Consider the following 15,216-nt stretch of genomic DNA (forward strand, 5'->3'; position numbering starts at 1 on the left):
TCTACGCGCGTCCTGAAGTCAACCTTGTGTGCTCCCTGTGTCGTTCGGAAGAGTGGGCCCTCGTCAACCAGCCTTCCGGTCCGTCGAGCCCCCACACCTCGCGGACCGTCCCCCCACAGGAGGACGTGAGTTGAAGCACCGACGCATATCCAGGCGGCGGGTCGCCGTGGCCGGCGCGGGAATCGCCGCGCTGGTCGCCGCGGGTGTCACCTTGCAGAATGCGAACGCCAGCGAGCCTGCGAAGTCGTCTTCCCAGCTGAAGGTTCTGTCCGCTCCGGCGGCTGGAAACCTCGCCTCGACGCTGCTGAAGAGCCTCGGCTCCGACGCCGCCGGCAGCTACTACGACGCCCAAGCCAAGAGCCTCGTCGTCAACGTGCTCGACCAGAGCGCGGTGAACGCCGTCGAGGCGGCGGGAGCCAAGGCGAGACTCGTCACCAACTCGCTCGCCGCGCTCGACGGCGCGCGGACGACGCTGAAGAAGGACGCGACCATACCGGGCACGTCATGGGCGACCGACCCGGTCAGCAACAAGGTCGTCGTCACCGCCGACAAGACGGTCTCCGGCGCGCAGTGGACCAAGCTGAGCAAGGTGGTCGACGGGCTGGGCGGGAAGGCGGAACTACAGCGCTCGAAGGGGGAGTTCAAGCCCTTCATCGCCGGTGGTGACGCGATCAGCGGGTCCGGTGGGCGTTGCTCGCTCGGGTTCAACGTGGTCAAGGACGGGCAGCCGTACTTCCTGACCGCCGGGCACTGCACCTCGGCGATCAGCAGCTGGGCGGACTCCAGCGGCAAGGAGATCGGGCAGAACGCGGAGTCGCACTTCCCGGGGACCGACTTCGGTCTGGTGAAGTACACGGCGCAGGTGGACCACCCGAGCGAGGTCGACCTGTACAACGGGTCCACTCAGAAGATCACCGGTGCCGCCGAGGCGACGGTGGGGATGAAGGTGACGCGCAGCGGGTCCACGACCCATGTGCACGACGGTACGGTCACCGGGCTGAACGCCACGGTGAACTATCAGGAGGGCACCGTCAGCGGTCTCATCCAGACGAACGTGTGCGCCGAGCCCGGTGACAGCGGTGGCTCGCTGTTCTCGGGGAGCAACGCCATCGGGCTGACGTCCGGTGGCAGTGGTGACTGCAGCTCCGGCGGGGAGACCTTCTTCCAGCCGGTCACCGCGGCGCTGTCCGCCACGGGGGCGCAGATCGGCTGACGCACCGGCTGTGCGTTGCGCGGAGTCCCGTCCCCGGGTGCCTGGGGGGCGGGGCTTCGTCGTCCCCGCAGCGGCGGTGGCGGGCGTTTGTGCAGGTGAGCGGCGGTCGAATGGGTGTCGTACACATGTTCGGGAATGGGGGTATGGTGGGGGTGACAGTAGGGAACTGATGTTCGAGAGCCGTTCGGGGCTCGCGAGTGTGGGAGGTGGGTGTGCCGGGCTTCGCGCATCTGCACACCGTCTCCGGGTTCTCCCTGAGGTACGGGGCGTCCCATCCGGAGCGGCTGGTCGAGCGTGCCTCGGAGCGGGGGATGGATGCGCTGGCCCTCACTGATCGTGACACCCTCGCCGGCGCCGTCCGCTTCGCCAAGGCCTGCGCGGCGTCCGGAGTCCGGCCGCTGTTCGGGGTGAACCTCGCGGCGACCCCCGCACAAGCGCTACGACGGGAAAGGCGCCGCACCCCGGTCCGCGGCGGTGCCTTCATCGACGAGTCGACACCCCGGGTCACCTTCCTCGCCCGGGACGGCGCCCGGGGCTGGGCCGGGCTGTGCCGGCTCGTCACGGCGGCGCACCGGAGCGCGGACACCCCCGTGCTGCCCTGGCCCGACCACCACGGCGACGGCCTGATCGTCCTGCTCGGCCCCGCCTCCGACGTCGGCCGCGCCCTGGCCACGGGCCGCCCCGACCGTGCGGCCGAGCTCCTCGCCCCCTGGCGTGAGGTCTACGGCGACGCCCTGCGCCTGGAGGCCGTCATGCACGGTCGTACGGGGACCGGGCCGGGTTCCCTGCGGCTGGCCGCCCGTACCGTCGGCTTCGCCGCCGAGCAGGGGGTGCGGCCGGTGCTCAGCAATGCCGTCCGGTATGCCGATCCCGGGGCCGGGCCTGTCGCCGATGTGCTGGATGCCGCCCGGCGGCTGGTGCCGATCGACCCGCGCGGGGAGCTGGACTCCGAAGAGGCCTGGCTCAAGGACGCGACCGCCATGTTCGGGGTGGCCGAGCGGGTCGTGGAGGCCGCCGGGTACCGGCGGGACACCGCCCACCGGCTGCTGGAGCAGACCCTGGCCACGGCCGCCGAGTGCCGGGTCGATCCCGAGGGCGACCTCGGGATCGGGACCGTTCACTTTCCCGAGGCGCATCTGGTGGGGGCCGGACGGCGCACCGCCCAGCGGGCGCTCGCCTCGCGGGCGGTGGCGGGGATGGTGCGGCTCGGGTACGGCGGGCGGCGTGCGTACTGGGAGCGGATGCACCACGAGCTGGACATCATCGGTCATCACGGGTTCGCCTCCTACTTCCTGACGGTCGCCCAAGTCGTCGACGACGTACGGAAGATGGGTATCCGGGTGGCCGCCCGTGGTTCCGGTGCCGGCTCCCTCGTCAACCACCTTCTGGGTATCGCACACGCCGATCCGGTCGAGCACGGGCTGCTGATGGAGCGCTTCCTGTCCAAGGAGCGCGTGGTGCTGCCCGATATCGACATCGATGTGGAGTCCGCACGGCGGATCGAGGTGTACCGGGCGATCATCGGGCGCTTCGGGGAGGAGCGGGTCGCGACCGTCTCCATGCCGGAGACCTACCGGGTGCGGCATGCGATCCGGGACGTGGGTGCCGCGTTGTCCATGGATCCCGGTGAGATCGACCGTATCGCCAAGTCCTTTCCGCACATCCGGGCCCGGGATGCGCGAGCGGCGCTGGAGGAGCTGCCCGAGCTGAAGGAGCTGGCGGGGGAGAAGCAGCGGTACGGCAGGCTGTGGGAGCTGGTCGAGGCGCTCGATGCCCTGCCGCGTGGGGTCGCCATGCATCCGTGCGGGGTGCTGCTGTCCGACGCCTCGCTTCTCGCCCGTACGCCGGTCGTGCCGACCAGCGGCGAAGGCTTGCCGATGTCGCAGTTCGACAAGGAGGACGTGGAGGACCTCGGGCTGCTCAAGCTCGATGTGCTGGGTGTGCGGATGCAGTCGGCCATGGCGCACGCGGTCGCCGAGGTGGAGCGGGCGACGGGGGAGCGGATCGAGCTGGATGCGGTGCCGGCGGGGGATCCGGAGACGTACCGGCTCATCCGGTCCACCGAGACCCTGGGCTGTTTCCAGATCGAGTCGCCGGGCCAGCGGGACCTGGTGGGGCGGCTGCAGCCGAGCACTTTTCATGATCTCGTCGTGGATATTTCGCTGTTCCGGCCCGGGCCCGTCGCCGCCGACATGGTGCGGCCGTTCATCGAGGCGCGGCACGGGCGGGCGCCCGTTCGCTTTCCTCACCAGGATCTGGAGCGGCCGCTGAGGGAGACGTACGGGGTCGTCGTCTTCCATGAGCAGGTCATCGACATCGTCGCCATCATGACCGGCTGCGGGCGGGGCGAGGCCGACCGGGTGCGGCGGGGGCTGTCCGACCCGGAGTCGCAGGGGCGGATCAAGGTGTGGTTCGCGCAGGCCGCGGCGGCGAGGGGATACGACGCGGAAACGATTCGGCGGACCTGGGAGATCGTGGAGGCCTTCGGGTCGTACGGCTTCTGCAAGGCGCATGCCGTCGCGTTCGCCGTACCGACGTATCAGTCGGCCTGGCTGAAGGCCCATCACCCGGCCGCCTTCTACGCCGGGCTGCTCACGCACGATCCGGGGATGTATCCGAAGCGGCTGCTGCTGGCCGATGCGCGGCGGCGCGGGGTGCCGATCCTGCCGTTGGATGTGAACGTGTCCGGGGTCGCCCATCGGATCGAACTGGTGTCCGAGCCTGATGGGTGGGGGCTGCGGCTCGCGCTCTCCGATGTGCACGGCATCAGCGAGGCCGAGGCGCAGCGGATCGCGGACGGGCAGCCGTATGCCTCCCTGGTGGACTTCTGGGAGCGGGCTCGGCCCAGCCGGCCGCTGGCACAAAGGCTCGCCCAGGTGGGGGCGTTGGACGCCTTCGGCGCCAACCGGCGTGATCTGCAGCTGCACCTGACCGAGCTGCACCGGGGTGCCCGGGGCGGTGGCGGCGGTCAGCTGCCGTTGGCGGGCGGGCGCAAGACCGCGCCGGCGGGGCTGCCGGACCTGACGTCGGCGGAACGGCTCAGCGCCGAGCTGGGCGTGCTCTCCATGGACGCCTCGCGCAATCTGATGGACGACCACCGGGAGTTCCTCAGGGAGTTGGGCGTGGTCTCCGCGCGCCGGCTGCGTGAGGTGCGGCACGGCGAGACCGTGCTGGTGGCGGGCGCCAAGGCGGCCACCCAGACCCCGCCGATCCGCTCCGGCAAGCGGGTCATCTTCTCCACGCTGGACGACGGCACGGGGCTGGTCGACCTGGCGTTCTTCGACGACTCGCACGACGCGTGTGCCCACACCGTCTTCCACTCGTGGCTGCTGCTGGTGCGCGGAGTGGTGCAGCGGCGCGGTCCGCGCAGTCTGAGCGTGGTGGGGTCCGCCGCCTGGAACCTCGCCGAGCTGGTGGAACTGCGTGCCGAGGGCGGCCTCGACGAGGTGGCGGCGCGGCTCGCGGAGCCCGTGGCCGAGGGCGTGGGCGGTGATCCGACCGGTGGGCGGCGGATCCAGCTGCCGACCGGATACGAGATGCATCCGTGGGCCGATCTGCGGCCCGCGGGGCAGGAGGCCGCACAAGGGCCCGCTGCCGTACGGAAGTTGTGGCACCAGAGTCCGGGGAGTGCGGGATGACCATTCTCTGCGTACGTTTCCAGCTGCCGCCGATGTACGAGGCGGCCCTGCCGGGACTGCTCGGGTTGCTGGAGGACTTCACCCCGGTCGTTCAGGCGCTGCCGCCGGACGGGGCGCTGGCCGATCTGCGCGGCGCCGAGCGGTACTTCGGGCGCAGCGCGGTGGAGCTGGCCTCGGTGATCCGGGTGCGGGCGCTCGCGCGGTACGGCGTCGACTGTGTGATCGGCGCCGGTCCGGGGCCGATGCTGGCCCGCGTGGCGCTGCGTGACGCCCGGCCCGGGGTGACCTGTGCCGTGCCCGAGGACCCGGACGGTATCGCGCAGTTCCTCGCCGAGCGGCCCGTGTCCGCGCTGCCCGGCGTCGGCACGGCGACCGCCCGCACCCTGAGCGAGTACGGCCTGGACACCCTGGGCCTGGTCGCCGGCGCGCCGCTGTCCACGCTCCAGCGGCTGATCGGCGCGAAGGCCGGCCGCGAGCTGCGCGAGAAGGCGAGCGGCATCGACCGGAGCCGGGTCGTGCCGAACGCCGTCTCGCGGTCGCTGGCGGCGGAACGCGCCTTCGAGATCGACGAGTTGGACTCCGACCGGCACCGCAGGGCACTGCTGTCCGCCGCCGAGGAGCTCGGCACCCGGCTGCGCGCGGTGCGGAAGGTCTGCCGCACCCTGACCCTGACCGTGCGCTACGCCGACCGGTCCTCGACCACCCGCAGCCGCACCCTGAAGGAGCCGACCGCGCACTCGGCGGCCCTGACCAGGACGGCCTACGGCCTGTACGAGGCGCTCGGCCTGCAGCGCGCCCGGGTCCGTGCGCTCGCCCTGCGCGCCGAGGGCCTGGCCCCCGCCGACCAGGCCTCCTGTCAGCTCACCTTCGACCCCGTGGACGAGAAGGTCCGCCGTATCGAGGAGGTCGCGGACCGCGCGCGAGCGAAGTTCGGGCCGCGCGCGGTGATGCCGGGGACGCTGGGGGGTGGCGGCGGCTCCACGGGTGTCAGTTGGCCCAGGGCGGCGTGATGCGGCTGCCGTCGGCCAGCTCCGCCTCCAGGCCGATGGAGGTGGTGACCCAGGACAGCGCGGTGTGATCGGCCGGGTTCTCCACGGCGAGGGTCGCACCGGGGTTGACGATCACCGTGTCACCGGCGGAGATCCGCTCGGTTCGGCCGTCGACCGTGATCAGCAGTTCCCCGACGAGCAGATGGAAGATCTCCTCACGGCTGACGGTGTGCGCGGGCGCCTTGGTCCCGGCCGGAATCTCCCCGCGCCAGGCGCAGAGCTCCTTGCTCCCGGTGAGCGGGGTGGCGTACGAGACGAAGCGGGCGCCGTGGATCTCATGGGTGGTGGCCTCGGACGAGCGGACGACGGGCATGGCGGTGATCTCCGTTCGAGTAGTCAAGTAACTTGACTATATGGTCAAGCTGCTTGACCAACATGTCAAGGGTGTTTCAATGCCTCCGTGTACAACTCCGAAGCCATGGCCCTGTCCGCCGCCCTGCTCGCCGTCGCCGGCGACCTCACGCAACGCATCCATGACGGGGTGACGGCGCGCGGGTTCGCCGATCTGCGGCCGGCCCACGGCTTCGCCTTCGCGCGGCTCGCCCCGGACGGGGCCACCGTCACCGACCTCGCGGCGCACCTCGGGGTGACCAAGCAGGCCGCGAGCCAGCTGGTGGACGAGATCGTGCGGAAGGGATACGCGGAGCGGCGGCCGCATCCGCAGGACGCGCGGGCCCGGCTGGTCGTGCTGACCGAGCGAGGGTGGGCCTGTACCCGGGCGGCGGAGGAGGCGGCGGCCGAGGTCGTGGAGGGGTGGGCCGCGCTGCTGGGCCAGGGCGAAGTGTGCGCGCTGGGGGAGTGTTTGGCGCGGATCGCTCCCTATGGTCCGATCAAGCCCGCCTGGTGACGGTCCGTCAGCGTTCGGCGGCTCGCTGGTTATCACTGGAAGTTTTTACTGACGCGTAACTTCACACGTGTGCTACTCGCCCGTAACTTGACGGGTGAACAGCATCCTCGTGATCCGGATCACAGGGTAAGGCCCCCACCTCCCTTGAGCCGCAAGGAGATCACACGATGCTGCCCTGGAAGCGAGTGCTCAGACCCCTGGCCGCGCTGCTCCTCACCGCCGCCGTCGCCACCGTTCCCGCCGCAACAGCCGCCGCCGCGGACACCGCCCCCACCAGCGGCTGGAACGACTTCTCCTGCAAGCCCTCCGCCGACCATCCCCGCCCGGTCGTCCTGGTGCACGGCACCCTGGGCAACTCGGTCGACAACTGGCTCTCCCTCGCCCCGTACCTCAAGGGCCGCGGATACTGCGTCTACTCCCTCGACTACGGCCAGCTGACCGGCGTCCCCCTCTTCTACGGCCTCGGCCCCATCGACAAGTCGGCCGAGCAGTTGTCCGCCTTCGTGGACAAGGTGCTCGCCGCGACCGGAGCCGCCAAGGCCGACCTGGTCGGGCACTCCCAGGGCGGCATGATGCCCCGCTACTACCTGAAGTTCCTCGGCGGAGCAGGCAAGGTGAACGCCCTCGTCGGCCTGGCCCCCGACAACCACGGCGCCACCCTGAGCGGCCTGACCAACCTGCTGCCGTACTTCCCCGGCGCCTCGGACCTCATCAAGGCCACCACCCCCGGCCTCGCCGACCAGATCCCCGGCTCCGACTTCCTCACCAAGCTCAACGCGGACGGCGACACCGTCCCCGGAGTGCACTACACGGTCATCGCCACCAAGCACGACGAGGTGGCCACGCCCTGGCAGAGCCAGTACCTGAGCGGCTCCGACGTCCACAACGTCCTGCTCCAGGACCTGTGCTCGCTCGACTTCTCCGAGCACGTCGCCATCGGCCTGTTCGACCGCATCGCCTTCCACGAGGTGGCCAACGCGCTCGACCCGGCCCACGCCACGGCCACCACCTGCGCGTCGGCCTTCAGCTGACGTGCCACCGGGGCCTGTCCGACCTGAGCCGCCGGACAGGCCCCGGAACCCTCTAGCGGCGGTGGGCGCCACCCGCGGCGCGCCGCCGTACCGACAGGAAGAGCGCCGCCGAACCGAGCGCCAGCGCCGCCGCGCCGCCGATCGCGACGTACGCGGTGCCGGAGGAGGCGCCGGTCTCCGCGAGATCGCGCGAAGCACCGGCCGCCTTCGGCGCGTTGGGGGCGGACGCGGCGGCGGGCTGCTGGGCAGGCCCGGCCATGTCGCCGCCGTGACCGTGGTGCCGCATCGTCGACTTGTCGGCACCGGCCGCGATCTGCCGGTCGGAGGGCGCGGAGGCCGTCGGGGCGGGGGCGGAGCCCGTGCTCACCGTGCCGCCGCCGAAGTCCACGTCCGAGCAGGAGTAGAACGCCTCCGGGCTGTCCGAGCGCTGCCAGATCGCGTACAGCAACTGCTTGCCGGACCGCGCGGGAAGCCTGCCGGAGAACGTGTAGAAGCCGCCCGCGGCGACCGGGTCGGTGGCCGTCGCCACCGGGTGCCGCAGATCCAGCTCGGACCAGGCCAGCGGCTTGGCGGGGTCGTAACCGGGCTTGGTGAGATAGACCTTGAAGGTCCCCTTGTGCTGAGCCGTCACCCGGTACTTGAAGGTGTACGCCCCGCTGCGCACGCTCGTCGCCGGCCAGTCGGCGCGGGCCAGGTCCAGGCCCTTGAACTCCGCGTTGTCCGCGCTGCACAGCTTGCCGTCCGGGATCAGCTTCCGATGCCGTCCGGCGGCGTCGCCGATCCGGATGCCGTTCCAGTCGTACAGCGCCTGCGCGCCGCCGGCCGCCACGGCCGCCTTGCACGCGCCCGACTTCGGGCTCTCCGGCCCCTCCGCGTAACACTGCGAGACACGGCTGACCGGATCGCCCATCGAACCGTGCGCGGACGCGGGGGCGGCGGCGAGCACGGTCAGGGCGACCGGCGGCAGACCGAGTACGGCGACGACGACGGCCGCGCGGCGGGCGCGAGCGGACATGCGGAACTCCTCGACAGACGGTGCTTCGGTGGGGCTGGAACCCGTGGGGGTGATCCGAAGCTAGCCCCCGGAAACCGTGAAATCTGCTGCTGGAGGCGGGTGGAGGAGATCCTTATGGTGGCGTTAAGGCCGGACTAACCGGGGGCTCAGGAAGAGGAGGAGAGACCGCCCTGCCCAGCTGCGCCCGAGCGGCGCGGCGGCCGGGGGATCGCCAAGTCCATTGACAATCGAGTGCGGGGTGCTGCGCGCTCAGGGCCTGACCGCGAACACCATGCCGATGTCGCCGGCCTGCTGCACCGGGTCCTGCTCGGTACTGACCTTGAAGCCGTGCGTGAGGAGGACCTCGCAGACCGTGTCGCGGTGCTGCTGCCAGCGCTCCACCTCGATGACGGCCTGGTGGATCAGCGGCCAGTGCCGTTCCTCGATGCCTCTGAGCACATCGAGTTCCGCGCCTTCCACATCGACCTTGAGCAGGTCGATGTGGTCGATGCCCTGCTCGTCGAGCGCTGATGACAGGGGCCTGACCTTCACCCGGTGCGTCTCGAGCCGCCGCATCACCCGCAGCTTGCGGCTGACGAGAAGAGTGAGAATGGGAGCGGGTACGCGGCGCAGGACCGGTCCCAGGCCGCCCTGGCGGATCATTTCGACAACGCTGGCGGTGACCCGCCGCCGCTCAGCCTCGATGTTCCCCTGATCCCGCGATGAGGACGAGAAGATCGTGGCGGCCGGAACGTAGCTGAAATCGAGCTCGTCGTCACGGGACGCCAGGCCGTAAGGGAGCGCGGTCAGGCGTCCGTTGAAGAACTCGCGGGCATTGCGTTCGAGCGTCGCGTGGAGTGGCGGCACCGGCTCGAAGGCGTAGATCCGCACGTCCCCGTCCAGCCGCTCATAGACGGCCGCCGAGAACACACCGATGTTGGCGCCCACGTCGAGTACCGTCGCGCCCGGCGTGCACGCGACGCCGTGGGTGAAGTAGCCGCCCACCTCCTCGCGCAGGAAGGACGCCTCCCAACGATTGATACTGTGCAGTTCAATCGTGTCCATGGTCATGACAATGTGATTTATCAGGGTTGGAGTCAACAATCCAGCCCGCATGCTCCTGGATGTGTTGCTTGCTGCGACGACGGCGCGGCAGGCCGTCTCGCGCCTCCGGAACGGGCGCACAGGGGGTACGTGTGACCTACGGCTCCGCTCGGGCGGGTAGCGTGCGGGCATGATCGAAGAGAGTCCCGAGCGCGTCCGGCCGGCCGTGGCCGATGATGTGCCGGCCGTGAAGGCGGTGACGGACGCGGCCTACCGGCACTACATCGAGCGCATCGGCGTCGTGCCGCAGCCCATGGAGGCGGACCATGCCGCGAACGTGGCCGCCGGGAAGGTGTTCGTCACCGGAGAACCCGTCAACGGGCTGGTCGTGATCGAGGCGTTCGCCGGTCATCTCTTCCTGGACAGCATCGCCGTCCACCCCGGTGCCCATGGCACGGGCGTGGGGCGGCGGCTGCTGCACTTCGTCGACGCACGCGCGCGTGAGCGGGGCGTCGGCGAGATCCGGCTCTACACGAACGCGTTGATGTGGGAGAACCAGAAGATCTATCCGAAGTACGGATACGAGGTCGTGGAACGCCGCGTCGACGGGCCCTACGACCGGATTCACTACCGCAAGCGGCTGGAGCGGCTGGACTGACGTCCCGGCGGGGTCAACCGTCGGGCCACCAGGTGCGTGCGATGTCCTTGCGCACTTCGGGACGCCCCGTGGGGCGCTCCTCCGCTTCTTCACGGATCCGGCGGCTGGCCGTTTTCTTCAGCGGCTTGTGCACGGTTGCGCGGCGCATGACTGCCTCCTTCAGAGCCTACCGAGTTTCGCGTTTGTCACGGAGGTAGACGCTTTTGGGGAGAGTTCCTCATCGGAGCCGGGTTGTCAGTGGCGGGTGTCACTCTTCGGGCATGACGAATATGGATGACCACACGGTTGCGGCGGGTGCGGCGGACATCGACTGGGACGCCCAGGCCGGCGCCTTCGACGACGAGCCGGACCACGGCCTGCGCGATCCCGTGATCCGCGCGGCCTGGGCCACCCGGCTGCGCTCCTGGCTGCCCGAGCACCCCGCCGACGTCCTCGACCTCGGCTGCGGCACCGGCAGCCTGTCGCTCCTCGCGGCCGAACAGGGACACCGGGTGACCGGCGTCGACGCGTCCTCGGCGATGGTCGAGCGCGCCCGCGCCAAGCTCGCCGGACGCGACGCGGTCGTGCTGCGCGGGGACGCCGCCGCCCCGCCGGTCGGGGAGCAGCGCTTCGACGTCGTCCTCGTACGGCACGTGCTGTGGACGCTGCCGCGTCCCGAGCGGGTGCTGCGGCGCTGGCGGGACCTGCTGCGCCCCGGCGGCCGTCTCGTCCTGGTCGAGGGAGTCTGGGGCACGGTGCACCCCGTGGGCATGGCCGCCGACCGGCTCACGGCGCTGCTGGCGCCCCTGAGCCCGGACGCGCGCGTGGAGCGGCTGTCCGGCGACTGCCTGCTGTGGGGGAAGGCCGTGGAGGACGAGCGGTATGTGGTCGTGGCGACCGTGTGAGGGAGGCCGGGGCGCGCGGGCGGTGGCGGACGGTGTCAGGTCAGCAACTCCTCGAAGCCGTCCGTGCGGGCCAGCGTCTCCAGTTCACCGAGGGCGGCCACCGCGGCGGACGCGGCCCCGGGGTCCGTCCGCGTAAGCCCGCTCTCGGCGAACTCGTCCTCGTCCAGCCGCCGTACGTCCGTGCCGTCGGCCGAGCGCCACAGGTCCAGGTCGAGGTCCTCCACGACCAGCTCACCGCCGGTGCGGACCGCCGGGCGGGTGATGTCGCAGTACCAGCCCTTCACGGTGCCGTCCGCGGCCCGGACCTCCTTCACCGCGTACCAGCGGTCGCGCCAGTAGTACTCGGTGAAGAGATCGCCCGGCTCGAAGCGGACGAAGCCGAAGTCGCGGACTCCGTCGCCCGCCCACGGCGCGCGTACGGCGATACGGGTGCCGTCGTCCTCGAGCAGCTCGGCCGGATAACGGATCTTCGTCCGGCCCGCCTTGACCAGGACGATCTCCAGCTGGGCCGATGCGTCAGGCGAGTTCACGCACATGGCGGACCTCCGTCGCGCAGACCTCGTAACCGAGCCACCTGTTGATGGCGATCATCGGCGCGTTCCCGGCGTCGTTGCCCGTGAACGCCTCGGTGACGCCGGTGTCCCGGGCCCGGTACAAGGAGTGGATCTTGGTGAGCTTGGCCAGGCCACGCCCGCGATGGGACCGGGCCGTGCCGGTCATCGCGGTGGTGTAGCCGGTGCCGCCGTCGGTGTAGGCCACGCTGAAGGCGACCGGGCGGCCCCCGGCACACGCGGCCACCGTCAGGTCGCGGTCCAGCAGCGGATGCTTCCAGTACTGCTCGACCCAGGCCTCGTAGTCGGTCAACTCGTAGTCGACGTCCCCCGGTTCGTCCAGCATCGTCTCCGCGTCCAGCTCGAACAGCGGGCGCGGGTCGTCCGCGAAGTCGGCGGCCGTACGCAGCTCGACGCCCGGCGGGGTCTTCGGGACCGGCGGGAGGCAGGAGCCCGCCAGGTCGAGGCGCAGGAAGTGGGCGGACCGGCTGCCTCGATAGCCGTGGCGTTCCGCGAAGGCACGGTTGCCCGGTTCGTCGAGGACCCAGCTGAGCAGCCTGGTCGCTCCCTGGGCGGTGAGGTACTCCTCGGCCGCCCGCAGCAGGAGCCCGCCGGCGCCGCGACCGGTGCGGTCCGGCCGGACGTAGATGTTCACCAGCCCCTGGCCCGGCTCGGTGCTGTCGTGGGCCAGATGGACCTGGGCCGTGCCGATCACCTCGCCGTCCTCCTCCGCGACCAGCGGGCGGTAGCGCGCCTCGGGCGGCATGTGGAGGGCGTCGTGACGGATCGAGTCCGAGGTGAACAGGATGTACGGGAGGGCGAGATGACGGACCCGCGCGAACCCCTCGGTGTCAGCCGGGACGTCGGGCCGCAGGTCGCGGACGATCACAGTCATAGGGAGGCACCGTACGGCGATGTGCGCGGGGGATGCCTCTCATTTTCCTTCGGTACGGGACAATCGGCTCGTGAGCCTGAAGATCCGCATCGACGACAGCGCGCCCCCGTACGAGCAGGTGCGGGCGCAGATTTCCGAGCAGGCCCGGTCCGGGGCGCTGCCGGTGGGGTACCGGTTGCCGACCGTGCGGGGGCTGGCCGAGTCCCTGGGCCTCGCGGTGAACACGGTGGCCAAGGCGTACAAGGCGCTGGAGGGCGACGGGGTGATCGAGACGCGGGGGCGCAACGGAACGTTCGTTGCTGCCGCCGGCTCGGCCGCGGAGCGGGAGGCGTCCTTGGCCGCGCAGGCGTATGCGGAGCGGGTGCGGCGGTTGGGGCTGGGGGAGTCCGAGGCGTTGGCTGCGGTGCGGGACGCCCTGCGGGCGGCTTACGGGGCGGGCTGAGGAGAATGCGGTAGGTGGAGGCGGCGGAAGGAAGTCACCGGAGTTCGGCCGGCTCCGGGATCCGCGTCACCCTCAGCCCCGCCCGCCCTGCCGCTCTCCCGAACGTCACCGCGTCCTGCACCGCCGCGCCCCCCGGATCGTTGTTGAAGTACGCGTACACGTCGTCCCCCTTCCGCCAGGTCGTGGCGATGCGGTCCACCCAGGTGTCCAGCGAGCGGCGGCCGTAGCGGGGCCAGGGACGGGCGCGGCCCTGGTGGAAGCGGACGTAGCCCCAGTCGGTGGTGCGCCACAGCGGGGTGACCGGGCGGGCCAGGACGTCCGCCCAGCACAGGGCGGCTCCCCGGGACGACAGGACCTCGCGCACCTCGGACGTCCACCAGGCGTCGTGGCGGGGTTCCACCGCGACCCTCGTACCGGACGGGAAGCAGGCCAGGCAGGCGTCCAGCAGGGGCGGGTCCGCGCGCAGGGTCGGGGGCAGCTGGAGGAGGACCGGGCCCAGGCGGTCGCCGAGGCCCGCCGCGTGGCTCATCAGGCGGTGGACCGGTTCCTCGGGCTCCTTCAGGCGCTTGATGTGGGTGAGGTACCGGCTGGCCTTGACCGCCACCACGAAGTCCTGAGGGACCCGGTCCCGCCACGCTTCGAAGTTCTCGCGGGACGGCAGCCGGTAGAAGGCGTTGTTGATCTCCACCGTCGCGAAGAGCCGCGTGTACTCCTCCAGCCACAGCCGCGCCGGGACCCCGGCCGGATAGACGAGGTCCCGCCAGTCCTTGTACTGCCACCCCGAGGTGCCGACGAACAAGGTCACAGCACCATCAAAGCACTACAGGTACAGGCCCGCGTCCGCGCCGTCCCGCGCCCCCGGCACCGAGGTCGGCGCCGTGCCCCGGCGCAGCGCGTACAGCTCGGCCAGGGTGGCTCCCTCGCGGCCGACACCCTCCTCGCTGCCGAGCCAGTTCACCGCCTCGCGGCGGGTCAGCGGGCCCACCTCGATCCGGGCGAGGCAGCGGCCGGGGCGCACCACGGCCGGGTGCAGACGCTCCAGGTCCTCGTTGGTGGTGACGCCGACCAGGACGTTGCGGCCCTGCCCGAGCAGGCCGTCGGTGAGGTTCAGCAGCCGGGACAGCGCCTGGCCCGCGGTGTGCTTGGCCTCGCCGCGGATCAGCTCGTCGCAGTCCTCCAGGAGGAGAAGACGCCAGCGGCCCTTGCCGGGGCCGTCCTCCTCGCCGATCGCGATGTCCATCAGATAGCCGACGTCGGAGAAGAGGCGTTCGGGGTCCAGGACACAGTCCACCTGGCACCAGTCCCGCCAGGAGCGGGCCAGCGTGCGCAGGGCCGAGGTCTTGCCGGTGCCGGGCGGGCCGTGCAGGAGGAGCAGCCGGCCCGCGATGTCCTCCGGGGTCGTCTTCATCAGGCGGTCCATGGCCTCCGCCACCGGTGCCGTGTAGTTGGGCCGGATCTCGTCCCAGGTGCCCGCGGAGATCTGTCGGGTGGTGCGGTGCGGGCCGCGCCTAGGGGAGACGTACCAAAAGCCCATCGTCACGTTCTCGGGCTGTGGCTCGGGCTCGTCGGCGGCGCCGTCCGTGGCCTGGTCGAGGACCCTCTTGGCCAGTTCGGCGCTGGTCGCGGTCACCGTGACGTCCGCGCCGCGGTTCCAGCGGGAGACCAGCAGGGTCCAGCCGTCGCCCTCGGCGAGGGTGGCGCTGCGGTCGTCGTCGCGGGCGACCCTGAGCACGCGGGCGCCGTCCGGCACCAGGTTCGCGCCGGAGCGGACGCGGTCGATGTTCGCCGCGTGCGAGTACGGCTGCTCGCCCGTCGCGAAGCGGCCGAGGAACAGCGCGTCTACGACGTCGGACGGCGAGTCGGAGTCGTCGACGTGGAGCCGGATCGGCAGAGCGTCGTGTGGGTTCGCAGACATGCGGCCATGATCCGGCACGGGCGTGCTGTGCGCACGGCATTTCCTCCCCTTGTTC

At 71.2% G+C, this 15,216-nt stretch carries 16 protein-coding genes; 8 read left to right on the top strand and 8 right to left on the bottom strand.

Translation table 11 applies throughout. The features are described 5' to 3' along the window. Window positions 1–130 precede the first annotated feature (130 nt). The 3 genes from BFF78_RS32710 to BFF78_RS32720 all read left to right on the top strand — a co-directional run bounded on the left by BFF78_RS32710 (window position 131) and on the right by BFF78_RS32720 (window position 5,861). Window positions 131–1,213, top strand: coding sequence for a S1 family peptidase (locus BFF78_RS32710; RefSeq protein ID WP_069781733.1), 1,083 nt, complete (start codon window positions 131–133; stop codon window positions 1,211–1,213). A 212-nt stretch (window positions 1,214–1,425) separates the two neighbouring features. After that, window positions 1,426–4,851 (top strand): DNA polymerase III subunit alpha, encoded by a 3,426-nt coding sequence (locus BFF78_RS32715; protein ID WP_069783949.1) that lies wholly within the window; start codon window positions 1,426–1,428, stop codon window positions 4,849–4,851. Continuing rightward, complete coding sequence (locus BFF78_RS32720; RefSeq protein ID WP_069781734.1) at window positions 4,848–5,861, top strand: DNA polymerase Y family protein; 1,014 nt, start codon at window positions 4,848–4,850, stop codon at window positions 5,859–5,861. Before BFF78_RS32715 ends, BFF78_RS32720 begins: the two co-directional genes overlap by 4 nt. On the opposite strand, the gene BFF78_RS32725 is transcribed toward BFF78_RS32720, so the two are convergent. Continuing rightward, window positions 5,839–6,213: a cupin domain-containing protein gene (locus BFF78_RS32725; protein WP_069781735.1), complete on the bottom strand. Its 375-nt coding sequence runs from the start codon at window positions 6,211–6,213 to the stop codon at window positions 5,839–5,841. The genes BFF78_RS32720 and BFF78_RS32725 overlap by 23 nt on opposite strands. Before the next feature lie 87 nt (window positions 6,214–6,300). On the opposite strand from BFF78_RS32725, the gene BFF78_RS32730 reads away from it, so the two are divergent. Further along, complete coding sequence (locus BFF78_RS32730; RefSeq protein ID WP_069781736.1) at window positions 6,301–6,747, top strand: MarR family winged helix-turn-helix transcriptional regulator; 447 nt, start codon at window positions 6,301–6,303, stop codon at window positions 6,745–6,747. 167 nt (window positions 6,748–6,914) lie between these two features. Beyond that, complete coding sequence (locus BFF78_RS32735; protein WP_069781737.1) at window positions 6,915–7,778, top strand: esterase/lipase family protein; 864 nt, start codon at window positions 6,915–6,917, stop codon at window positions 7,776–7,778. Window positions 7,779–7,830: 52 nt separating this feature from the next. On the opposite strand, the gene BFF78_RS32740 is transcribed toward BFF78_RS32735, so the two are convergent. Both BFF78_RS32740 and BFF78_RS32745 read right to left on the bottom strand, forming a co-directional pair. Further along, window positions 7,831–8,793 (bottom strand): lytic polysaccharide monooxygenase auxiliary activity family 9 protein, encoded by a 963-nt coding sequence (locus tag BFF78_RS32740; RefSeq protein WP_069781738.1) that lies wholly within the window; start codon window positions 8,791–8,793, stop codon window positions 7,831–7,833. Window positions 8,794–9,042: 249 nt separating this feature from the next. Continuing rightward, window positions 9,043–9,837, bottom strand: a complete 795-nt coding sequence (locus BFF78_RS32745; RefSeq protein ID WP_227025976.1) for an FkbM family methyltransferase — start codon at window positions 9,835–9,837, stop codon at window positions 9,043–9,045. Window positions 9,838–10,006: 169 nt separating this feature from the next. Between BFF78_RS32745 and BFF78_RS32750 the strand changes: the two genes are divergently transcribed. Beyond that, window positions 10,007–10,474, top strand: coding sequence for a GNAT family N-acetyltransferase (locus tag BFF78_RS32750; protein WP_069781740.1), 468 nt, complete (start codon window positions 10,007–10,009; stop codon window positions 10,472–10,474). A 13-nt stretch (window positions 10,475–10,487) separates the two neighbouring features. Here BFF78_RS32750 and BFF78_RS49415 read toward each other — a convergent pair whose 3' ends face one another. After that, entirely contained in the window at window positions 10,488–10,622 is a 135-nt protein-coding gene (locus BFF78_RS49415; protein WP_099054976.1) for a hypothetical protein, read from the bottom strand. A 112-nt stretch (window positions 10,623–10,734) separates the two neighbouring features. On the opposite strand from BFF78_RS49415, the gene BFF78_RS32755 reads away from it, so the two are divergent. Beyond that, on the top strand, window positions 10,735–11,358 hold the full coding sequence (locus BFF78_RS32755; protein ID WP_099054977.1) for a class I SAM-dependent methyltransferase: 624 nt from the start codon (window positions 10,735–10,737) through the stop codon (window positions 11,356–11,358). A gap of 35 nt (window positions 11,359–11,393) precedes the next feature. Here BFF78_RS32755 and BFF78_RS32760 read toward each other — a convergent pair whose 3' ends face one another. Both BFF78_RS32760 and BFF78_RS32765 read right to left on the bottom strand, forming a co-directional pair. Beyond that, window positions 11,394–11,894 carry a ribonuclease FAU-1 family protein gene (locus BFF78_RS32760; RefSeq protein ID WP_069781742.1) on the bottom strand — a complete coding sequence of 167 codons (501 nt, stop codon included), beginning with the start codon at window positions 11,892–11,894 and terminating at the stop codon, window positions 11,394–11,396. Beyond that, on the bottom strand, window positions 11,875–12,804 hold the full coding sequence (locus tag BFF78_RS32765; RefSeq protein ID WP_069781743.1) for a GNAT family N-acetyltransferase: 930 nt from the start codon (window positions 12,802–12,804) through the stop codon (window positions 11,875–11,877). Before BFF78_RS32765 ends, BFF78_RS32760 begins: the two co-directional genes overlap by 20 nt. Window positions 12,805–12,874: 70 nt before the next feature. On the opposite strand from BFF78_RS32765, the gene BFF78_RS32770 reads away from it, so the two are divergent. Next, complete coding sequence (locus BFF78_RS32770) at window positions 12,875–13,246, top strand: GntR family transcriptional regulator (RefSeq protein ID WP_069781744.1); 372 nt, start codon at window positions 12,875–12,877, stop codon at window positions 13,244–13,246. A gap of 34 nt (window positions 13,247–13,280) precedes the next feature. On the opposite strand, the gene BFF78_RS32775 is transcribed toward BFF78_RS32770, so the two are convergent. Both BFF78_RS32775 and BFF78_RS32780 read right to left on the bottom strand, forming a co-directional pair. Then, complete coding sequence (locus tag BFF78_RS32775) at window positions 13,281–14,051, bottom strand: DUF72 domain-containing protein (protein WP_069781745.1); 771 nt, start codon at window positions 14,049–14,051, stop codon at window positions 13,281–13,283. 15 nt (window positions 14,052–14,066) lie between these two features. After that, on the bottom strand, window positions 14,067–15,161 hold the full coding sequence (locus BFF78_RS32780; RefSeq protein WP_069781746.1) for a DUF5925 domain-containing protein: 1,095 nt from the start codon (window positions 15,159–15,161) through the stop codon (window positions 14,067–14,069). Between the last annotated feature and the right edge of the window lie 55 nt (window positions 15,162–15,216).

Origin of the sequence: Streptomyces fodineus (assembly GCF_001735805.1) — a bacterium.
Classification (GTDB): domain Bacteria; phylum Actinomycetota; class Actinomycetes; order Streptomycetales; family Streptomycetaceae; genus Streptomyces; species Streptomyces fodineus.